The organism is Symbioplanes lichenis, from assembly GCF_030709675.1.
Taxonomy (GTDB): domain Bacteria; phylum Actinomycetota; class Actinomycetes; order Mycobacteriales; family Micromonosporaceae; genus Actinoplanes; species Actinoplanes lichenis.
The window spans coordinates 337313-355827 of record NZ_JAUZQD010000006.1; the positions used below are offsets into that span (position 1 = coordinate 337313).

Sequence of the window (18515 nt, forward strand, 5' to 3'; positions counted from 1 at the left end):
CGAGCCCCGCGGGGGGACCTCGGCGCGCGCAGCTGGAACCCGTCGGGGCGTGTTCAGGCCGCGGCGATGGCGGCGATGCGTCCCTGTGCCACGTCGAGTTTCGTGTCGATGTAAGCCTTGACCGCCGGGGCGAGGGGCGTGTCCGGGCGGTGCAGCAGGTCGCGCATCACGGCGACGGCGGGGCCGTACTTGACCGCCGCGCGTTGCGCCTTGGGGCCGGGGGTGTGGATGAGACCGGCGGCGTTGTCGGTGAAGTCGGACAATTTGATCACGCGCGCCCACGGCTCCGCGGCCACCGCGGTGGACAGGTGCCGAAGATAGGACTGCGTGCGGTCGGTGCCGGGCGTGGTGATCGGGTTGGTGACGGCGGCCACCAGGGCGCGGACGCGGGCGCTGTAACGGTCGGTCAGCGCGGCGAAGGCGGCCTCCCGCGGCGGCGGGCCGGCTCCGCAACGGGCGGCGACGGCCCAGGGCTGGTCCTCGACGGTGTCATGCAGCAGCGCGGCGGTCAGCACGTCGGGATCGTGCACCCGGTAGTAACACAGGATCCGCAGCGCCACCCGCAGCGGATGGTTGATGTAGGGCTCGCGGACCCGGTGCTGACTCTCGTGCAGCCGGCCGGCCCAGGCGGCGGCATCGGTGACGGCGGTGCGGGTGGCGGCCGGCAGCCGGTCGAGCTCGAGAACGAGACGTTGCTGCAAGCCGCCTGTACCCAGGATCTCGGTGATGGCGTGCAACGGCATGACGCGGAGCTGATTCGCTGTGATCATGAATCCAGCATGATCGCCCCGCTATAGAAATAAAAATATAGTTTGGCCCGGGCACTATAAGCTTCCACCTATGCCGCGGATCACCTTCGATGCCCTGTCCGCGTTCGCCGTGTTCGCCGACCACCTGCACATGACCCGGGCCGCAACCGCACTGCACATCACCCAGCCGGCGCTGCACACCAAACTCAAGGCCCTGGCCCGGCAACTCGACTGCACACTCTGGGAGCACCAGGGCCACCGCCTCGTCCTCACCCCCGAAGGTGAGCAACTGGCCCGCTTCGCCCGCGACCAGCAGGAGCGCCTCACCGCCTTCCTCGACGAGCTGCACGAGGTGCCGGCCAGCCGGCCCGTGGTCCTGGCCGCCGGTCACGCCGCCTACCTGCACATCCTCGGCGACGCCGTCCGCAGCACCCTGACCGCCCGCCCCGGCAGCCTGCGACTGCTGCACACCCACCGCCACGACATGCTCGACGCCGTCCGCGCCGGCCGCGCCCACCTCGGCGTGTCCGCCCTCGACGTGCTGCCCGCCGACCTCACCGTCGCCAAGATCGCCAGCTACCCGCAGGTCCTGCTGACCCCCGCCGACCACCACCTCGCCACCCGGCGCAGCATCACCCTCGCCGACCTCGACGGCGCGGACCTCGTCGTCCCCCCACCGACCCGCCCGCACCGAGCCAACCTCGAACGCGCCCTGCGCGGAGCAGACGTGCACTGGAACGTCGCCGTCGAAACCGAAGGCTGGCCCCTCATGATCCACTTCGCGAGCCTCGGCGTCGGCCTCGCCATCGTCACCGGCTGCGTCACCGCACCCCACGGCCTGTCCGCCATCCGCATCCGAGACCTGCCCCCCATCACCTACTACGCCGTCCACCGCGACGGCGCACTACGCGACAGCCGCACCCAAGAACTCCTCCGCACGATCCGCACCACCGTCGCAGCCAAAAGGACATAGCGGTCCTGTTACCGGCGGTGCCAGCGCAGCCACGCGGCTTGGCCGCCGTCGACCAGCAGGTCAGTGCCGGTGATGTAGCGGGAGTCCGGGCCGGTCAGGAACGCCACCGCCTCGGCGATCTCACCGGGCGTTCCGGTGCGGCCGATGCCGCACGCCTCGAGCATGCCCATCATGTGCTCCCCGCTGTCGGATCGGGCCTCGGCCCGGCTCATCGCGGTGGCGATGACGCCGGGACTGACGGTGTTGATCCGGGCGCCGAGCCTGTTCAAGGCGGGCGCGGCCGCTTGCACCCGGACGTGGTTGGCCCGCTTGGCCAGGATGTACGCGGCCACCGGCTCGCGTACCGCGGTCACCGCCGGCAGATCCAGCAGATCGCCGGCAGGCGCCGTGGCGAGCGCCCGCTCGTCGTCCGGGGTGAGTGTCGCGTAGTGGCCGGCCATGCTGGAGACGCAGACCAGCGCCGTGCCCGGGCCCGCCACGTCGGCGAAGGCGTCGATGACGTGTGCGGTGCCCGCCAGGTCCACCCGCATGATCTTCTCGACGGTCGAGGTCGCCGCCGAGACGCCGGCGGTGTGCACCACGGCGGCGATGTGCCCTTCCGCCGTCGCGGCCTTGGCGAGGCCGGTCACCGCGGCCGGGTCGCCGACGTCGGTGAGGTGTCCGCGCACGTCGTAGCCTTCGGCGTCCAGTGTGGCGACGGCCCGGTCCAGGCTGTCGCGGAAGGCGTCGGCCAGGATGACCGTACGTCCGCTGCCGGTGCGCCGGGCGACAGCCAGGCCCATGCCACCGGCTCCGGTCACGACGATCACGTCTCCACCGCTCATGACGGCACTCCTTCGCTGACGACGGATGACCAGGACGCGCCCATGGCCATGGCTTGCCGCCAGGACCGGATCGCCTTGGGCGGCATGCCGACGGCCAGGGCGCCGACCAGCCGGTCGCCCTTGCGGTACGCCGCCAGGAAACGCCGCTCGGCGACGTCGCCCGCGACGATCGTCACGAGGTCGTGGCCGCGCAGGTGGCCGTACGCGTGAATCTTCAGGTCGTACTGGTCGGACCAGAAGTAGGGCACCGGCGCGAACGGCCGGGCCGCGCCGAGCAGGTTGCGGGCGGCGGCCATGCCCTGCTCGGCGGCGTTGGTGCGGTGCTCGATGCGCATCTCCTCGCCGAACAGCGGGTTGTGCCAGCGGGCCACGTCACCGGCCGCGTAGACGCCGGGCGCGGCTCGGCAGAACTCGTCGCACACCACGCCGTCGCCGACCGTCAGCCCGCTGCCCTCGAGCCATTCGGTGTTGGGCCGGGACCCGATCGCGACGAGCACCTCGTCGGCCTCGACCAGCGCACCGTCAGCGGTGAGCACACCTCCGTCGGTGACCGCCGTGACGGCGACGCCCGTACGCAGGTCGACACCGTGCTCGCCGTGCACCTGGGACAGGATCCTCCCGATCCGGTCGCCCACCGCGTGCGCCAGCGGCACCGGGGCGGGTTCGAGCAGCACCACCTCGCAGCCGAGCCCGCGGGCGATGGCGGCGGCCTCCGCGCCGAGGAATCCGGCACCGACCACGGCCAAGCGGCGCCCCGGGCCGAGCCGCTTGCGCAGCTCCACCGCGTCATGCAGCGTACGCAGAACGTGCCCGCCCTGACCCGGCAGCCGCCGGGCCCGCACACCGGTGGCCACGATCAGGCCGTCGTAGCCGATGCTGCCGCCGTCGGCCAGGTGCACGAGCCGGGCCTCGCGGTCCAGGCCGGTGGCCACCGCCCCGAGGCGCAGCTCCAGTCTCAGCGCGCTCAGCTGATCCGCCGTGCGCAGGGCCAGCTTCGACGCCTCCCAGTCGCCGGCGAGGATCTGCTTGGACAGCGGCGGCCGGTCGTACGGGGCGTCGAGCTCCTCCCCGATCAGGGTGAGCGTGCCGTCGTAGCCCTCGCGGCGCAGCGTCTCGGCGGCAGCCAGGCCCGCCGCCGAGGCGCCCACGACGACGATCCGGTTCACTGCTCCACCAGGCGGATCGCCGCGGCCGGACACACGGCGGCCGCCTCGCGCACCTCGTCGTGCAGCGACGGGTCCGGGGTCGCGTCGAGCACGATCGCCACGCCGTCGTCGTCGCGCTGGTCGAACACGTCCGGGGCCACCATGGCGCACTGCCCGGCCGCGACACACTTCGGCTCGTCGAACTCCACCTTCACGGCAACCACCTCACCAGGTCACGGGCAGGGATTTGAGGCCGTACGCGACGCCTTCCATCGCGAACGGCACCTCCTCGAAGGGCACCGCCAGGGCCAGCGTCGGGATGCGCCGGTAAAGGGTGCCGTAGACAACCTGCAGCTCGACGCGGGCGAGGGACTGCCCCAGGCACTGATGCGCGCCGTAGCCGAAGGCGTGGTGCTGGCGGGCGGGCCGGGTCAGGTCCAGCTTCTCCGGCTCGGGGAACTCCCGCTCGTCGTAGTTGGCCCCGGCCAGCTCGAAGATGACGCCGTCGCCGGCCTTGATGGTCGTGTCGTGCAGCGTGATGTCCTCGTTGGCGATGCGCCGCACGCCGGTGTGCACGATGGTCAGATAGCGCAGCAGCTCCTCGACCGCACCGGCGACGAACTTCGGATCGCCGGAGGAGGAGCGCAGCAGGTCGAGCTGGTCCGGGTGGCGCAGCAGGGCCAGGGTGCCGAGCGAGATCATGCTGGCGCTGGTCTCGTGCCCGGCGATGAGGATCGCGCTGGACATGGTCAGCGCCTCCTCGTGGGCCATCTCGCCCGCCCGCACCTTGCGGGCCATCTCCGACATCACGTCGTCGCCAGGCGCGGCCATCTTCTCGGCGAACAGCGCGGCCAGGTAGCCGCCGAGCTCGCGCCCGGCCGCGGCGGACTGCTCGGGCGTCGAGTCGTGGCTGATCAGCACGTGACTGGTGCGCTGGAACATCTCCCGGTCGGCGTACGGGGCGCCGAGAAGCTCGGTGATGACCACCGTGGGCACGGGCAGCCCGATCGCCTGCACCAGATCGGCCGGTTGGGGCCCGGCCAGCATGTCGTCGATGAGTCCGTCGAGGACCTGCTGGATGCGCGGGCGGAGAGCTTCGACCCGCTTGACCATGAAGGGCGCGTTGACGCCGCGGCGCAGCCGGGTGTGCTCGGGCGGGTCGGTGTTGGTGATCATCGCCGGGTGGTGCGGGGCGCCCGCCGCCCGGCTGCGGGTCATGTGCGGGTAGCCGGGGCGCTTCTCGTCGATGCTCAGCCGCGGGTCGTTGAGCAGGGCCCGCTGGTCGGCGTGGCGGGTGACGAACCAGGGCGTGCTGCCGTCCCAGATGCGTACCTTGCCGGCCGGGTCCTCGCGCGTCATCTCGCGCACCGTCGCCGCCGGGAAGAACGGGCACTGCGGCTCGCGCCGCATCGGGTACTCCGGGATGCGCCCGGCGGAAGCCAGGGTCTCGAACATGGGTTTCTCCGTTCGTCGCGCGAGGCGGAAACGTTGATAAACCCATACAAACAAGCCGGCCTGACGCGGCCCGGACCACGACCTGACAAAGACCTGATGTGGCTCAGATCACTGCGTGGCGCTGCCGTCGCCGAACCAGTAGCCGAAGCCGTGGCGAGTGTGGATGAGAGCCCCACCGACCTTGTGGCGCAGCCGGGAGATCAGGCGTTCCACATTGTTGGCTCCTCGCGGCTCGCCCCAGACGTGCCGGGCCAGCTGCTCTTTGGACAGCACCCGGCCGGCATTGCGCATCAGGTGGCGCAGCAGACGGTATTCCGCGGGAGTCAGGTCGAGCGGCCGGCCGCCGCGCCGGGCCCGGAAGCGGACGTCGTCGAGCTGCAGATCGCCGTGGCGCAGCGCCGATTCCGCGCGACCGGCTCGTTTGCCCCGCAGCAGCACTTCCGCCCGGGCCAGCACTTCGGCTATCCGCGCGGGCTTGGTGACGTAGTCCTCCACCTCGACGCCGAGCTCGGGCACCAGCGACGGCAGCGCATCGCACGGGCACACGCAGAGGATCGGTGGGCGTTCGATCAGCGCGGGCCGGTGCCGGGCCAGCTCGTCGACATCGGCGATCTCGACGTCGACGATCACCAGGTCGAAGTCGTGCTCGTCGAGCAAGGCCAGGGCCTGCGCGCCCGTCTCCGCGGGCCGGACCGCGCAGCCCTCCCGGCCCAGCCGGTCGGCCAGTTCGTTGCGCCACCGGGGGTCCGGGGCCGTCACCAGGAGCCGGTTGCCGAACAGAGCCGCCGACGGCCGATCACGCGTGCTGTCCATGAAAGAACCTTCGTTCCGCCGGCCGCTTCAGGACGAACCCGCTCGCGCCTCGGCCAGCGGCAGGACCGCTTCGACGACGTACGTGTCATCCTGCTGGAATCCGGCGGACAGACTACCCCCGGCCGCCTTGGCCCGCTCGCGCATGCCGATCAGTCCGTGGCCGGTGCCCGCCCCCCGGCGAGCGGGCCGGTCATGCCCATGATCGCCGGCTCGCCGCCCCGCCGACGCCGCGCGGGATCGTCCGGTCGGCTGGTCCGGTTGCCCGAAAGGGCGGCATCAACGGCCATCGTCTCAACATGTGGGCGCGGGCCGCGGCGGGGGCGACGGTGATCACTATGGTGGCGCGTCATGACCAACGCACAGTTCCAGCAGCCCGTCGGCGTCTCGGACAAGTCCAAGCTCGTCGCCGGCATCCTCGGCATCTTTCTCGGCAGCTTCGGCGTCGGCCGCTTCTACATGGGTGACACCAAGACCGGCGTCCTCCAGCTCGTCGTCTCCCTCGTCACCTGTGGCGCCGGCGGCCTCTGGGGCTTCATCGACGGCATCCTGATCCTCGTCAACGGTGGCGTCGACGGCCAGGGCCGCCCGCTGCGCGAGAACTGACGGGCCCGGCCCGCACGGAGCCACCCGCGCGGGCACCACACCGGCGCGGGTGCATCACTTTCCGGCGTACGCGTCAATTGATCGATGTTTGCTAATGTCTGATCGTGCTCGCCTCCCTCGCCACCGTTGCCCTGTCGGCCGCCCTGGGCCTGACCGTGCCGGCCACCGTGGACACCGCCGCCGCCTGTTCGCGACCCGCCGACCGGGGTGACACCACGGTCGGCGTCGACTTCGAGGGGCGCACGTACCCGGTCCTCGTGCACGTCCCGCCGGCGCTGGCCGCCACCGGGCGCGTACCGCTGGTGCTCAACCTGCACGGCAGCAGCGGCAACGGCCCGGGCCAGATGGACTACAGCGGGTTGCGCCCGGTCGCCGACGCCAACGGTTTCATCGTGGCCGCCCCGGACGGCGCCATCACACTGCCGCAGGATCCGATGCCCCCGGCGGGCAGCTGGGCGTGGAACGTGCCGGGCGTGCCGACCACGGCCGGGCAGATGCCGCCGCCCGACGCCCGCGACGACGTCGCCTTCCTGGGCCGGGTCATCGACGTGGTGTCCGCGACGCTGTGCACGAACCCCCGCCGCACGTACGCCACCGGCCACTCCGGCGGCGCGCGCATGTCCTCCGCCCTGGCCTGTCGCCTCGCCGACCGGATCGCCGCCATCGCCGCGGGAGCCGGGCTGCGGGCGGGGCGCCCGGATCCCGACGACGTGACCGTGCCGGAGGTCGAGGACTGCCGGCCCACGCGACCGGTGCCCGTGGTGACATGGCACGGGCAGCAGGACACGGTCAACCCGTACGCGGGAAGTGCCGATCTGCGCTGGGGTTATGCGGCCCCGATCGCGGCGCAGACGTGGGCGCGGCTCGACGGCTGCCGCCAAGGTCCCGACGCCACGCCGGTCACCGAGCACGTGACCCGGTTGACGTACTCGCAGTGCGACCGGGGCGCCGAGGTCGTCTTCTATCGGATCAGCAACGGCGGGCACGTGTGGCCCGGCGCCACCGAGCCCGGCTCCGAGATCGACGCCGCGCGCATCGCGTGGGACTTCTTCCGCCGCCACTGAAAGCGGCCGGTCAGCGCTGCGGGCGCCGGCCCAGACCGTCGAGGATGAGGTCGAGGATCGGCCCGGTGCGGTCCGGGGCGGCCCGCCACAGCGCCCCGGTGAGCTGCAGGAAGTCGCCGGGCTCGGCGTCGGGGCGGATGCTGCCGTCGGCCTTGCCCGCGTCGAGCAGGCGGGTGATGGCGGTCATGACCGGGCCGTAGGAGCGCTCGGTGATGGCCGTGTGGTCGGCCGGGCTGAGGGCGCCGCCGAGACCGTGCTTGGTGCGCATGGCGCCGACCAGCTCGACCGTCCAGAGCCGCAGCGCCTCGACCGGCGGGTGCCCGGCGAGCAGGGTGGTGACCGCGGCGGCGAGCCGGTCGATCTCCTCCTGATAGATGTCGAGGACGAGCGCCTCACGGTGGGGATAGTTGCGGTAGAGCGTGCCCGGCCCGACGCCGGCGCGCTGGGCGATCTGGTTCATCGAGACGTCGGCGTCGGCGAGGAAGGCCTCGCGCGCGGCCGCGAGGATCCGGGCGCGGTTCTCGCGGGCGTCTGAGCGGACCATCGCCGTCACGATAGCGGACCCGCCGCGGCCACCCAAGCTTCCGCTGGGCGGAAAGAGCCTCTTGCCGTACGGGCGGCCCGGCGGTTCTGCTCGGAGCATGAAGACCGAGGTCGCCATCGTCGGAGCCGGTCCCGCCGGCCTGTTGCTCGCCCACCTGCTTCACCGCGCCGGGGTCGCGGCCGTGGTGGTCGAGACGCGCTCGCAGGAGTACGTCGCCGCCCGCATCCGGGCCGGGATCCTCGAGCACTCCAGCGTCGGGCTGCTCACCGAGGCGGGCCTGGGCGACCGGCTGCGCGCCGAGGGCCACGAGCATCGCGGCATCTACCTCCAGCATCCCGGCGAGCGGCACCATCTGGACTTCGTCGACCTGACCGGGCGCAGCGTCTGGGTCTACGGGCAGACCGAGGTGCAGAAGGACCTGGTGGCGGCGGGCACCGCCGAGGTGGTCTACGAGGTGACGGAGACCGCGCTGCACGACGTGGGCACCGATTCCCCGTACGTGACCTTTGTCGGCAAGGACGGCAGGCCCGGCCGGCTCGACGCCCGCGTGATCGCGGGGTGCGACGGCTCGTTCGGGCCCAGCCGCACCGCGGTGCCGGCGCAGACGTTCGAGCGCGAGTACCCGTACTCGTGGCTGGGGATCCTGGCCGACGTGGCGCCCTCGACCGACGAGCTCATCTACGCGTGGCATCCCGACGGGTTCGCGTTGCACTCGATGCGCTCCCCCACGGTCAGCCGCCTCTATCTGCAGGTGCCGAACGGGACCGCCCCGGGCGAGTGGTCCGATCAGCGGATCTGGGACGCCCTGGCCACCCGCCTGGGCGACGGCGAGAACGGCTGGAAGCTGACGCCGGGGCCGATCACCGACAAGAGCGTGCTGCCGATGCGCAGCTACGTGCAGACGCCGATGCGCCACGGGCAGCTCTTCCTGGCCGGGGACGCCGCGCACATCGTCCCGCCGACCGGCGCCAAGGGTCTCAATCTCGCCATTGCCGACGTGGCGCTGCTGGCCCGGGCGCTCGTGGCGCTGCTGAAGGAGAACGACGCCCGGCTCGCGGACTCGTACTCCGACGACGCCCTGCGCCGGGTGTGGCGGGCCACCCACTTCTCCTGGTGGATGACCACCATGCTGCACGCCTCGGCCGACCCGTTCGAGGCCCAGCTGCAGCTGTCGCAGCTGCGGTGGGTGACGTCGAGCCGCGCCGGGGCGACCGGGCTGGCCGAGAACTATGCCGGGCTGGACATCGGGATGTGAACCGGTCGTATCGTTGCCTGCTGTGACTGTGGAGCTCGCCCGTGCCGCGCAGAGCGGTGACGACGTCGCTTTCGCCGGCCTGATCGAGCAGCATCGGGCCGGGATGCGGGCCGTCGCGATCAGCCTGCTCGGCCATGTCGACGAGGCCGAGGACGCGGTGCAGGACGCCGTGCTCGTGGCGCTGCGCCGGCTGCCCGAGCTGCGGGACCCCGCGGTGGCCGGGCCGTGGCTGCGGGCGATCGTGCGCAACAACTGCCGGATGGCGTTGCGCGCGCGGCGGGCCGTGCCGGTGGCGGAGCCCGAGCCGCTGCTGCCCGCCGACCCGGGGCCGGGTCCTGACCAGCTGCTCGACCGGGCCGCGACGCGCGACTGGGTGCACCATGCCGTGGCGGCACTGCCCCGGCCCGTACGCGAGGTGACCGTGCTGCGGTACTTCAGCGCGCATTCGTCGTACCGGCAGATCGCGGAGCTGTGCGCGGTGCCCGAGCACACCGTCCGCAGCCGCCTGCGCGACGGCCGGCAGGCGCTGCGCCGGGTCCTGCACGAGACCGCTGCCGGGGCGCACGCCGACTCCGCCGCCGCGGCCGCCGCGAGCCGGGCCCACGCCGACGCCACCCTCGACGCCGCCCACAGTGGCCACTATCACCGGATGCTGCGCGAGAGCTTCCGCCCGGACGCGCGGCTGACCGTGCTGGGTGGGCTCACGGGCACCCCCGAGGTGATGCTCATGATGCTGGACTACACGCTCGGGGCCGGCGTCCGGACCAGGCTCCGCGAGGCGACCGCGAGCCGGGACGTCATGGTGTGGGAGACCGACTTCGTCAATCCGGCCGACGCCCCGGACCACTGCCCGCCGGGCATGGTGTGGCTGCACAGCCTGCGTGACGGCCGCACGGCGCACCTGCGGCTGGCGTACCGGCTCGAGGAGTGACGCGCATCACCGCCTCGGTCGCGCACGATCGGCGGGCGTGGTGCATCTCGTTCCGACCGGCCCGGACTCCCCGGGCCCTGCGAAGGATCGACGATGACCCACTCTGTGCACGACCTGCCCGAGCTGCTGCGCCCGGCCGTCGAGAAGTACCGGGACGAGGCGGAGGCGCTCGGCCGGCTGCCCGAGGAGCTGGTGCGGGAGCTGCGCGAGCACGGCGCGTTCCGGCTCTACACGCCGCGTGAGCTGGGCGGGCACGAGGCCGCCCCGGCCGTCGTGCTCGACCTGCTGGCCCGGCTGGCGCGCGTCGACGGGCCCACCGCCTGGACCGTGTGGAACCTCAACATGGGCTTCACGGCCGGGTTGCTCGGCCCTGAGCGCGCGGAGGAGATCTTCGGCGGCGGGCGCGATCCGCTCATCGCCAACTCGGGCCAGCCCGGGCGGATGACCCCGGTCGAGGGCGGCTTCCACCTGACCGGCACCTGGAAGATCGTCAGCGGCGCCCACCTCGCGGACTGGTTCCTGCTGGCCGGAATGCTGGAAACGGGACTCCATTTCTGCCTCGTGCCCCGGGACGCGGTGAAGGTGCTCGACACGTGGGACGTCGCGGGCATGCGGGCCTCGGACAGCAACTCCGTGGTGGCCGACCAGGTGCTCGTACCGTCGGACCTGGCCTTCTCGCTCTTCGCCCCCAACCGCCTGGACCGGCCGGCCTATCGGCTGCCCACCGTGAACCTGGTCTATCCGGGCTGCGCGGCGGTGCTGATCGGCATGGCCCAGGGCGCCGTGGACGAGCTGGTGCGGGTGGCCCGGGCCAAGACGGCCTTCACCGGCGAGCCGCTGGCCGCGATGGAGAGCACCCAGGTCGCTGTAGGCCGGGCCAGTGCCCGGGTCGCCGCCGCGCGGGGCCTGCTGTTGTCCACCGCCGGGGAGCTGGACAGCACGACCGCCGCCGGGCAGGAGACCACCGACGAGCAACGGGCCGCACTGCGCGGCGCCATCGCGCACGTGACCGAGACCGCCCGCGAGGTGCTGCTGTCGATGTACGCCACGGCCAGCTCCGAGCCGCTCTACACCAGCAGCCGCCTGGGCCGCGTCTTCCGGGACGGGATGGCCGCCGCGCAGGCCGCGAACCTCTCCACCATGCAGTTCGCCCTGCCGGGCCGGCTTCTGCTCGGGCAGCCGGCGGGAGTGCCCTTCGTCTGACAGTGCGGGCGTTGACGCCTGTTGCTACCTTCCCGTGTCGTGATCATGGATGACCACACATCAACGGGATTGTCCGGCTATTCCCGGCGCCGGGTCCTCGGCGCCGGGGCAGTCGCCCTGGGCACGCTTACCCTGGCCGGCTCGGCCGCCATCCCCCGCCAGCGCACCCCGGGCAGCGCCCGCGCGACCACGACGCCCCGGCCGCCGGCCCCCTCGCCCGCGCCCTCGAAACCGCCGCTCACCCTGCCGGTGCTCAAGGAGCCGGTGCGCACGCTCGCCGACTATCGGCGGGCGGTCGGCGGGCCGGCCTTCCCCTCGGACACGATCGCCCTGACCATCGACGACGGGCCGCATCCGGTCTGGACGCCGAAGATCCTGCGCCTGCTCGAGAAGCACCACGTGCCCGCGCTCTTCTGCATGATCGGCAACCAGGTGCTCGGCCACGAGGCGATCGCCCGCGACGTGGTCCGCGACGGGCACCACGTCGCCAACCACACGTGGAGCCATCCGACGCACCTGGGGAAGCGCAAGCGGAAGCTGGTGAACAAGGAGCTGCTGCGGGGCCAGGAGAAGATCCACGACACCACCGGGCAGACGCCGGCGCTCTTCCGGTCGCCGGGCGGCGACTGGTCCCCAGGTCTGCTGCGCGAGGCCGCGGGCCACCGGCTGGTGCCGCTGGACTGGAGCGACGACCCGCGCGACTGGTCCCGGCCCGGGGTCGCCCACATCACCCGGCGGCTGGTGGCGGCGCGGCCGGGGCAGATCCTGCTGTGCCATGACGGGGGCGGGGACCGGTCGCAGACGTACACGTCGCTCAAGACCGTCCTGCCCGCGCTGCGCGCGAAGGGGCTGACCTTCGTCGCCCTGGATCGGCGGCCGCGGCTCGAGGTCTGAGCCTATGCTTCTGATCATGCCCGACACCAGGATCTGTGCCTCGTGCGGCCGCACGATCACGTGGCGCAAGGCGTGGGCCGGCGACTGGGAGCAGGTGCGCTGGTGCAGCGGCGCCTGCAAGCGGCGGGGTCTGCGCCCGGCCGACCGCGAGCTCGAGGAGCGGGTGCTGGCCGCGGCCGGGCGGACCCGGCGCTTCCCGCTGGCCGGCGTGACGGGCGACCGCGAGGACGTCCGGCGGGCCGCGCGCCGGCTCGCCGCGGCCGGCCGGGTGCGCTGGACCCAGAAGGGACACCCGGTCGACCCGAGCACCGCCCGCGGTGACGTGGAGATCACCGCCCTCTGAGTCACCGGGACGTCAGGTCGAGCACCGAGACCGAGCCCTCACCGCCGTTGCTCACATAGGCGAACCGGCCGTCGGGTGAGACGGCCACGGTTCGCGGGCTGCGCCCGACCGCCACGGTCGCGGTCACCTTGCCGTCGCGCAGCCGGACCACGGAGACCGTGTCGTCGCCCTCGTTCACGGTGTACGCGTGCAGCCCGTCCGCCGCCACCGCCACGCTCTGTGGCTGCCGCCCGACCCGGATCGGCCCGCGCCGCGCGAGGGTTCCCGCGTCGACGAGGTTCACCGCGTCGGCCCCGAAGGCGGCGACCACCACGGTGTCGCCGTCCGGGGTCACGGCCAGGCTGTGCGGCGCCCGGCTGACCTTGACCGACGTGATCAGCCGGTTCGTGCGCGTGTCGATCACCGAGACGGCGTCCGACTCGTGGTCCGGGGTGAAGGCGCGCTGCCGCTCCGCCGAGAACCGCACCGAGTGCGGGTTGCGCAGCACCGGCACCCGCGCGGACCGGCGCCGGGCCCCGGCCGCGAAGATCTCCACGCCGCTGCCCCCGTGGATCGGCACCCACAGCCGCCCGTCCGGGGCGACCGCCAGGTCGTAGGGCTGGACGCCGGTGTTCAGGTGCCGCACCACGCTCCGGCTCGCCACGTCGACGACGGCGACGCCGCTGCCGCTGAGGTCGTCGTCGTACATGGACACGAACACCTCGGCGCCGTCGCGCGCCACGGCGACGAACCGGGCGATGCCCCGCAACGGCACCCGGGTCGCGCGGCGCGTCCGCACGTCCACCACGACCAGCGCCCGGGCACTCTGATCGGCGACGTAGACCGTCCGCCCGTCCGGGGCGACCGCCACCCCCTCCGGCTCGCCGCCGACCCGGACCGTGGCCAGCACCTCCGGCCGATCCGAGCTGACCGTGCGCCGCGGGGCGAGCAGCGGCGCCGCGGAGACGGGTGCCGCCGCCGGAGCGCTGCCGCCGCGGTTGCGGACGACCAACCCCAGACCCACCAGCAGGAGTACGACCACAGCCCCCACCACCACGAGCGGCCCTACCCGGCGTGGTGGCGCCTCGGGCTCGGACGGGGTGCCGCAGCGCCCGGTCACCAGCACCGAAGCCGAGCCGCCCGGCCCGTGCAACGTCACCGACCCGTGGAACACGCCGGCGCCCGGGGTCCACGTGACGCGCAGCCGGTTTCCGGTCAGCCCGGCCCGCAACGTGGCGTCGGACACGGTGACGGTGCCCGCCCGGGCGAGCAGCGCCCCCTCGACCAGGACGTCGGCGCTCTGCTCCGCCCCCGGCGCCACCTCGCCGAAGTCCACTGTGCCGGGGTTCAGCCGCGGCGACAGCCGCCCGAGCCCTTCGGTCGCCGCCGCGCCGACGGCCGGCACGCGGTCCTGGGCCAGGCGCACGAGCGCGTCCCGGGCGACGGCGGCCAGCGGGAGGTCCACACCGGCGGCGAGGCGTTCGAGCTCGGCGGCCGCGCGCAGCCGGGCGGGGACCGAGGTGCTCACGAGGCGGATCTGCAGGGTGACCGGCAGTCGTCGTCTGCTCACCTCGCCCATCATCCGGCGGCGGGCGCCCCCGGTGAACCCGTGCCGCGCGAAACCACCTGGTCAGACGACCGCTGCCGGGGTGCACCCCACTGTGCGCGGCGTCACCGGGGGAAACGAATTGCGGGACATGATCGATCTGTTGAGACTCGAAGGACCCCACGAGGAGAAAGGGCAAGGAGTCCGATGACGAACCGACACCATCAACGTGCCGAGGCCCTGTTCGCCTCGACGCTGCAGGCCGGCGAGAGCCCGGACCAGGAGGCGGTGGTCCGCGAGACCACCACCCTGCTGGCCGACGCCGGGCCGGTGGGTTGCTCGGCGGCCATGGCCTACGAGTTCGGGGAGCACCCCGAGCTGGCCGTGCGCCGCATGCGCTGGGCCCGTCAGACGGTCCAGCGCTGCTTCGAGGAGAAGCAGGAGCAGCGGTGAGTGGTGCTCACGCCTCACCCATGACGAGACCCTCGATGGTGTGCTTCTGGGTGATCGGCGTGAGCACGTCCACCACCGGGCAGTGCAGGTGCTGCTTGACCTGCTCGGGCAGGGCTGCCCAATAGTCGTGGGTGACCGCCGTGTCGTGGCGGTCGCCGTTGATCGCGCCCGGCCCGTCGATGCCCAGCACCAGGACCGGGCGTGACTTCTGCGAGTCGTTGCGCGTGCCCCGGTGGATGGTCAGGGCCGAGCGGGCCGAGATGTCGCCGCGCTTCGGAAACTTGCGCACCGCACGCTCGTCGTAGCGCCCGTACGCCTTCTTGGGCGGGAACATGCCGTGGCCGAAGTCGGGCGAGTCGTCGAAGTGGGTGCCGGGCGCGATCTCGAACGGGCCCATGTCCTCCTCGGTGTCCACGCCGGTGAGGTTGAAGGCGAGCGAGTCGAGCTTGCCCTGGGTGCGGGTGATCTCGGGCATGGGGAAGTCGCGGTGCCACGGCTGGTTGACCGCGCCGGCGAAGGGGATGTCGAAGCCCAGCTCGACGATCTGCCACTGCGGGCCGAGCACGGCCTCGCACACGGCGGTGACCCACGGGTGCGTCACCAGGTCGACGAAGCCGCGCAGCTGCTCGGGGTGGATCTCCACGTAGTAGCGCTTGGGCCCGCGGCCGACCGCGCCGTTCGGCCGGGCCATGGCCTCGGCGAACGCCTTCTCGATGTCCTCGCGCATGGTGTCGGCCCACTCGGGGGTGAAGGCGCCCTTGCAGGCGGTGATGCCGTCGCGGTAGATGGCCTCGCGGGCTGCGGTTCCGATGTCGGTCGTCGTCATGTCCTCTAGGCTTGCAACGTGGCATGCCACGTTGCAAGTCCTCCCGGTAGAGTTTTCACCATGAGCGCGACCCTGCGACAGGTGGCCGAGCGGGCCGGGGTGTCGGTCCGCACCGTTTCCAATGTGGTCAGCGGCTTCGCCCTCGTGGCGCCGGAGACCCGGTCCCGGGTGCAGGCCGCCATCGACGAGCTGCGCTACCGGCCCAACGCCGCCGCCCGTCACCTGCGCGGCGGCCGCTCGGGGCTGATCGCCCTGGCCGTGCCCGAGATCGCCTCGCCCTATTTCAGCGAGCTGGCCGGCCTGCTCGCCGAGGAGGCCGGGCGGCGCTCTCTGCTGCTCTCCATCCAGCAGACCGGCGGCGACGCCAAGGTCGAGCGGACGCTGATCGACGGCGTGCCCGGCCAGACCGTCGACGCCGTGATCCTCAGCCCGTGGGCCCTCTCCCCCGCCGAGATCACCCACCGCGCCTCGGACGTGCCGGTCGTGCTGCTCGGCGAGCAGGACGCCGGCGGGCTCTTCGACCACGTGGCGGTCGACAACGTGGCCGCCGCCCGCGAGACCACCCGGCACCTGATCGAGCGGGGCCACCGCCGCATCGCCGCCGTCGGCCTGCAGCCCCACCTGGGCAACGGCACGGCCACCCGGCGCCTGGAGGGCTACCGCCAAGCCCTCGCCGAGGCCGGGCTGACGGCCGATCCGACGCTCGAGATCCCCGTCGCCCGGCTGCACCGCACCGACGGCGCCGACGCCTTCACCGCCCTGCGGGGCCGGGCCGACGCCGCCTTCTGCTTCAGCGATCAGCTGGCCCTGGGCCTGATGAGCGCGGCCCTGCGGCACGGCCTGACCGTCCCCGGCGACCTGGCGGTGGCGGGCTTCGACGACGTGGAGGACGGCCGCTACGGCAACCCGCCGCTCACCACGGTCGCCCCGGACAAGGAGGCGATCGCCCGCGCGGCCCTCGACTGTCTCGAGGACCGTCCCGCCGGCGCCCCCGCCCGCCGCGTCGTCGCCGGTCACCGTCTGGTCGTGCGGGCCAGCACTTGAGCCGTCAGTACCCGGCCGCGGCCAGCACCGCCGCGCCCGCTCCCGCCAGATAGCCCGACGCGACGGCGGCCGCCATGGAGGGCGGGACGGACGTGGCCGCGTCGCCGGCGGCGAAAAGGCCGGGCACCCCCGTACGGAACATCGCGTCGACGACGATCGCCTCGACCCCCAGGTGCTCGGGCAGCATGGTCACCGTGGCGCCGAGATCCCGGGCCAGCGACGACCGCTGGTACAGGAACGCCTTGACCAGCAGGGCCTTCACATCCAGCCCGGCGCCGTCCGTGAAGTGCACCGCGCTCAGCCGCGCCCCCGGCCCGTCGACCGCGGCGACCGGCCGTTCGTCCACCTTGACGCCGCCGGTGGCCAGCTGGTCCCGTTCCGCGCCGGACAGCTCGGTCCCGTTGGTCAGCAACGTGATGTCGTCCGTGTACGCGCGCAGATTCAAGGCCCCGTGCACGCCGACCGCCCCGGTCGCCAGCACCGCCGCCGGGCGGTCACGCATCTCCCAGCCGTGGCAGAACGGGCAGTGGAACACGTCGCCGCCCCACCGCTCGGCCAGCCCGGACACCGGCGGATACCGATAGTCCATCCCCGGCGCCAGCAGAAGCGTCCGCGCGGTTTCCCGGCGCCCGTCGGCGAGCGTCACCGCGTACGTGCCGTCCTCCTGGCGGACCGCCCGGGAGACCTCGCCGCCGGTGAGCTCGGCCGCCGGGTAGGCCGCGAGTTCGGCGCGCGCGGCGGCGTAGTACTCGGCCGGCGGTCGCCCGTCGTGACCCAGCAGGCCCCCGATGACGGCGGCGGGCAGGTTGCTCGGGCGGCCCGCGTCGACGATCCAGGTCGTACGCCGGGCCCGGGCGAGCGTCAGTCCGGCGCTGAGTCCCGCCGCGCCGGCGCCGATGACGATGCAATCCCTCATGCCCTCCAGCCAAGCCCGCCGACGGCCCGGGGACCATGCGGCGACGTCGCACACAGGTGCGCGTAGGTAGCATCGCGCCGGTGGACGCGATGAGTCAGGCGCTCGCCGCCCTGCGGGTGGGGCGCGGCACGGTGCGGCGGTTCCGGCAGTCCGGCCCCTGGGACCTGGGCTTCTCGGATCTGGTCGGCAGCGGTTTCCACGTCGTCCTGCGCGGCACCGGCTGGCTGCTGACCGGCGACGCGGCTCCGGTCGCGGTCGGGCCGGGCGACGTCGTGCTCGTCACCTCCGGCGCCGACCACGGGCTCGCCTCCGCGCCCCGGGCGCTGCGCGGGCTGACCCCGGTCGAGCTGGGCACCGCGGAGCCGATGGCCGGGCCGGCCGACTTCGAGTTCCTCTGCGGCGCGTACCGGCTGGGGCCCGGGCAGCATGTGCACCCCTATCTGGCCGCGCTGCCCGACCCGATCGTGGTCCGTACGCCGGACTCGCTGACGGCCTTGTTCGACGAGCACCAGGCGGCGGGGCTCGTCGTCGACGCCGCGCGGCACGCCTGGCTGGATCTCGTCATCGCGAACGCGCTGCGCCGCTGGCTCGACACGGCGGACTGGCCGGCGACGTCCGATCCGGCGATCACTGCCGCCGTCCGCGCGATCGACGAGCGCCCCGAGACCAGGTGGACGGTGCAGGACCTGAGCCGGGCGGCGGGCATGTCGCGGGCCACGTTCACCCGGCGTTTCACCGCGGCGGTGGGCCGGACGCCCGCGGACTATCTGCTGGCCCATCGTCTCGGTCACGCCGCCCGCCTGCTGCGCGAGACCGACGCGCCCCTGGCCGCCGTGGCCCGCCGGGCCGGTTATGCCACCGAATCCGCCCTGGCCGGGGCATTCCGCCGCGAGTACGGCCGGGCCCCCGGCGCGTTCCGGCGCGAATCTGGAAACAACACTTTTCAATAAACGCG

General features: G+C 73.2%; 21 protein-coding genes. 11 read left to right on the plus strand and 10 right to left on the minus strand.

Annotated elements, in window-relative coordinates; all coding sequences use genetic code 11:
* Window positions 1–53: 53 nt before the first annotated feature.
* Window positions 54–770, minus strand: coding sequence for an HD domain-containing protein (locus RAN62_RS16915; protein WP_305785613.1), 717 nt, complete (start codon window positions 768–770; stop codon window positions 54–56).
* 70 nt (window positions 771–840) lie between these two features.
* Between RAN62_RS16915 and RAN62_RS16920 the strand changes: the two genes are divergently transcribed.
* Window positions 841–1722: a LysR family transcriptional regulator gene (locus tag RAN62_RS16920; RefSeq protein ID WP_305785614.1), complete on the plus strand. Its 882-nt coding sequence runs from the start codon at window positions 841–843 to the stop codon at window positions 1720–1722.
* Window positions 1723–1730: 8 nt separating this feature from the next.
* Here the strand turns inward: RAN62_RS16920 and RAN62_RS16925 are convergent, their stop codons facing one another.
* The 5 genes from RAN62_RS16925 to RAN62_RS16945 all read right to left on the minus strand — a co-directional run bounded on the left by RAN62_RS16925 (window position 1731) and on the right by RAN62_RS16945 (window position 5959).
* Entirely contained in the window at window positions 1731–2546 is an 816-nt protein-coding gene (locus RAN62_RS16925; protein WP_305785615.1) for an SDR family oxidoreductase, read from the minus strand.
* Window positions 2543–3712: an NAD(P)/FAD-dependent oxidoreductase gene (locus RAN62_RS16930; protein ID WP_305785616.1), complete on the minus strand. Its 1170-nt coding sequence runs from the start codon at window positions 3710–3712 to the stop codon at window positions 2543–2545. Before RAN62_RS16930 ends, RAN62_RS16925 begins: the two co-directional genes overlap by 4 nt.
* Window positions 3709–3906, minus strand: a complete 198-nt coding sequence (locus tag RAN62_RS16935; protein WP_305785617.1) for a ferredoxin — start codon at window positions 3904–3906, stop codon at window positions 3709–3711. The genes RAN62_RS16930 and RAN62_RS16935 overlap by 4 nt, the downstream gene beginning before the upstream one ends.
* 10 nt (window positions 3907–3916) lie before the next feature.
* The gene (locus tag RAN62_RS16940; RefSeq protein WP_305785618.1) at window positions 3917–5146 is read right to left on the minus strand and encodes a cytochrome P450; all 1230 of its coding nucleotides are present in this window, start codon (window positions 5144–5146) and stop codon (window positions 3917–3919) included.
* Window positions 5147–5254: 108 nt separating this feature from the next.
* Window positions 5255–5959, minus strand: a complete 705-nt coding sequence (locus RAN62_RS16945; protein ID WP_305785619.1) for a response regulator transcription factor — start codon at window positions 5957–5959, stop codon at window positions 5255–5257.
* Between the two features lie 348 nt (window positions 5960–6307).
* Between RAN62_RS16945 and RAN62_RS16950 the strand changes: the two genes are divergently transcribed.
* Both RAN62_RS16950 and RAN62_RS16955 read left to right on the plus strand, forming a co-directional pair.
* Window positions 6308–6562 carry a TM2 domain-containing protein gene (locus tag RAN62_RS16950; RefSeq protein WP_305785620.1) on the plus strand — a complete coding sequence of 85 codons (255 nt, stop codon included), beginning with the start codon at window positions 6308–6310 and terminating at the stop codon, window positions 6560–6562.
* A 104-nt stretch (window positions 6563–6666) separates the two neighbouring features.
* Window positions 6667–7626 carry a CE1 family esterase gene (locus RAN62_RS16955; protein ID WP_305785621.1) on the plus strand — a complete coding sequence of 320 codons (960 nt, stop codon included), beginning with the start codon at window positions 6667–6669 and terminating at the stop codon, window positions 7624–7626.
* A gap of 10 nt (window positions 7627–7636) precedes the next feature.
* Here the strand turns inward: RAN62_RS16955 and RAN62_RS16960 are convergent, their stop codons facing one another.
* Window positions 7637–8170: a TetR/AcrR family transcriptional regulator gene (locus tag RAN62_RS16960; RefSeq protein WP_305785622.1), complete on the minus strand. Its 534-nt coding sequence runs from the start codon at window positions 8168–8170 to the stop codon at window positions 7637–7639.
* Between the two features lie 97 nt (window positions 8171–8267).
* On the opposite strand from RAN62_RS16960, the gene RAN62_RS16965 reads away from it, so the two are divergent.
* The 5 genes from RAN62_RS16965 to RAN62_RS16985 all read left to right on the plus strand — a co-directional run bounded on the left by RAN62_RS16965 (window position 8268) and on the right by RAN62_RS16985 (window position 12796).
* Window positions 8268–9425, plus strand: a complete 1158-nt coding sequence (locus tag RAN62_RS16965) for a 4-hydroxybenzoate 3-monooxygenase (protein WP_305785623.1) — start codon at window positions 8268–8270, stop codon at window positions 9423–9425.
* A gap of 22 nt (window positions 9426–9447) precedes the next feature.
* The gene (locus RAN62_RS16970) at window positions 9448–10356 is read left to right on the plus strand and encodes an RNA polymerase sigma factor (RefSeq protein WP_305785624.1); all 909 of its coding nucleotides are present in this window, start codon (window positions 9448–9450) and stop codon (window positions 10354–10356) included.
* Window positions 10357–10449: 93 nt separating this feature from the next.
* A complete protein-coding gene (locus RAN62_RS16975) occupies window positions 10450–11559 on the plus strand; it encodes an acyl-CoA dehydrogenase family protein (protein ID WP_305785625.1) in 1110 nt (369 codons plus the stop codon).
* A 45-nt stretch (window positions 11560–11604) separates the two neighbouring features.
* A complete protein-coding gene (locus tag RAN62_RS16980; protein WP_305785762.1) occupies window positions 11605–12453 on the plus strand; it encodes a polysaccharide deacetylase family protein in 849 nt (282 codons plus the stop codon).
* A gap of 16 nt (window positions 12454–12469) precedes the next feature.
* A complete protein-coding gene (locus RAN62_RS16985; RefSeq protein ID WP_305785626.1) occupies window positions 12470–12796 on the plus strand; it encodes a DUF2256 domain-containing protein in 327 nt (108 codons plus the stop codon).
* 1 nt (window position 12797) lies between these two features.
* Here RAN62_RS16985 and RAN62_RS16990 read toward each other — a convergent pair whose 3' ends face one another.
* Entirely contained in the window at window positions 12798–14345 is a 1548-nt protein-coding gene (locus tag RAN62_RS16990; RefSeq protein WP_305785627.1) for a YncE family protein, read from the minus strand.
* Between the two features lie 183 nt (window positions 14346–14528).
* Here RAN62_RS16990 and RAN62_RS16995 point away from each other — a divergent pair, with 183 nt between their 5' ends.
* Window positions 14529–14774: a hypothetical protein gene (locus tag RAN62_RS16995; RefSeq protein ID WP_305785628.1), complete on the plus strand. Its 246-nt coding sequence runs from the start codon at window positions 14529–14531 to the stop codon at window positions 14772–14774.
* Window positions 14775–14781: 7 nt separating this feature from the next.
* Here RAN62_RS16995 and RAN62_RS17000 read toward each other — a convergent pair whose 3' ends face one another.
* Complete coding sequence (locus RAN62_RS17000) at window positions 14782–15600, minus strand: phytanoyl-CoA dioxygenase family protein (RefSeq protein WP_305785629.1); 819 nt, start codon at window positions 15598–15600, stop codon at window positions 14782–14784.
* Between the two features lie 60 nt (window positions 15601–15660).
* Between RAN62_RS17000 and RAN62_RS17005 the strand changes: the two genes are divergently transcribed.
* Window positions 15661–16644 (plus strand): LacI family DNA-binding transcriptional regulator, encoded by a 984-nt coding sequence (locus RAN62_RS17005; protein ID WP_305785630.1) that lies wholly within the window; start codon window positions 15661–15663, stop codon window positions 16642–16644.
* A 4-nt stretch (window positions 16645–16648) separates the two neighbouring features.
* Here the strand turns inward: RAN62_RS17005 and RAN62_RS17010 are convergent, their stop codons facing one another.
* Entirely contained in the window at window positions 16649–17560 is a 912-nt protein-coding gene (locus tag RAN62_RS17010; protein WP_305785631.1) for an NAD(P)/FAD-dependent oxidoreductase, read from the minus strand.
* A gap of 89 nt (window positions 17561–17649) precedes the next feature.
* Here RAN62_RS17010 and RAN62_RS17015 point away from each other — a divergent pair, with 89 nt between their 5' ends.
* The gene (locus RAN62_RS17015; protein WP_305785763.1) at window positions 17650–18510 is read left to right on the plus strand and encodes an AraC family transcriptional regulator; all 861 of its coding nucleotides are present in this window, start codon (window positions 17650–17652) and stop codon (window positions 18508–18510) included.
* Window positions 18511–18515 lie beyond the last annotated feature (5 nt).

Excerpts from the sequence above, each read along its gene's own strand:
- RAN62_RS16995 (WP_305785628.1), top strand. The coding sequence starts at position 14,529 with ATGACGAACCGACACCATCAACGTGCCGAGGCCCTGTTCGCCTCGACG.
- RAN62_RS16945 (WP_305785619.1), bottom strand. The coding sequence starts at position 5,959 with ATGGACAGCACGCGTGATCGGCCGTCGGCGGCTCTGTTCGGCAACCGG.
- RAN62_RS16965 (WP_305785623.1), top strand. The coding sequence starts at position 8,268 with ATGAAGACCGAGGTCGCCATCGTCGGAGCCGGTCCCGCCGGCCTGTTG.
- RAN62_RS16950 (WP_305785620.1), top strand. The coding sequence starts at position 6,308 with ATGACCAACGCACAGTTCCAGCAGCCCGTCGGCGTCTCGGACAAGTCC.
- RAN62_RS17015 (WP_305785763.1), top strand. The coding sequence starts at position 17,650 with ATGAGTCAGGCGCTCGCCGCCCTGCGGGTGGGGCGCGGCACGGTGCGG.
- RAN62_RS16920 (WP_305785614.1), top strand. The coding sequence starts at position 841 with ATGCCGCGGATCACCTTCGATGCCCTGTCCGCGTTCGCCGTGTTCGCC.
- RAN62_RS17005 (WP_305785630.1), top strand. The coding sequence starts at position 15,661 with ATGAGCGCGACCCTGCGACAGGTGGCCGAGCGGGCCGGGGTGTCGGTC.
- RAN62_RS17010 (WP_305785631.1), bottom strand. The coding sequence starts at position 17,560 with ATGAGGGATTGCATCGTCATCGGCGCCGGCGCGGCGGGACTCAGCGCC.
- RAN62_RS16980 (WP_305785762.1), top strand. The coding sequence starts at position 11,605 with ATGGATGACCACACATCAACGGGATTGTCCGGCTATTCCCGGCGCCGG.
- RAN62_RS16975 (WP_305785625.1), top strand. The coding sequence starts at position 10,450 with ATGACCCACTCTGTGCACGACCTGCCCGAGCTGCTGCGCCCGGCCGTC.
- RAN62_RS16915 (WP_305785613.1), bottom strand. The coding sequence starts at position 770 with ATGATCACAGCGAATCAGCTCCGCGTCATGCCGTTGCACGCCATCACC.
- RAN62_RS16925 (WP_305785615.1), bottom strand. The coding sequence starts at position 2,546 with ATGAGCGGTGGAGACGTGATCGTCGTGACCGGAGCCGGTGGCATGGGC.
- RAN62_RS16940 (WP_305785618.1), bottom strand. The coding sequence starts at position 5,146 with ATGTTCGAGACCCTGGCTTCCGCCGGGCGCATCCCGGAGTACCCGATG.
- RAN62_RS17000 (WP_305785629.1), bottom strand. The coding sequence starts at position 15,600 with ATGACGACGACCGACATCGGAACCGCAGCCCGCGAGGCCATCTACCGC.
- RAN62_RS16960 (WP_305785622.1), bottom strand. The coding sequence starts at position 8,170 with ATGGTCCGCTCAGACGCCCGCGAGAACCGCGCCCGGATCCTCGCGGCC.
- RAN62_RS16985 (WP_305785626.1), top strand. The coding sequence starts at position 12,470 with ATGCCCGACACCAGGATCTGTGCCTCGTGCGGCCGCACGATCACGTGG.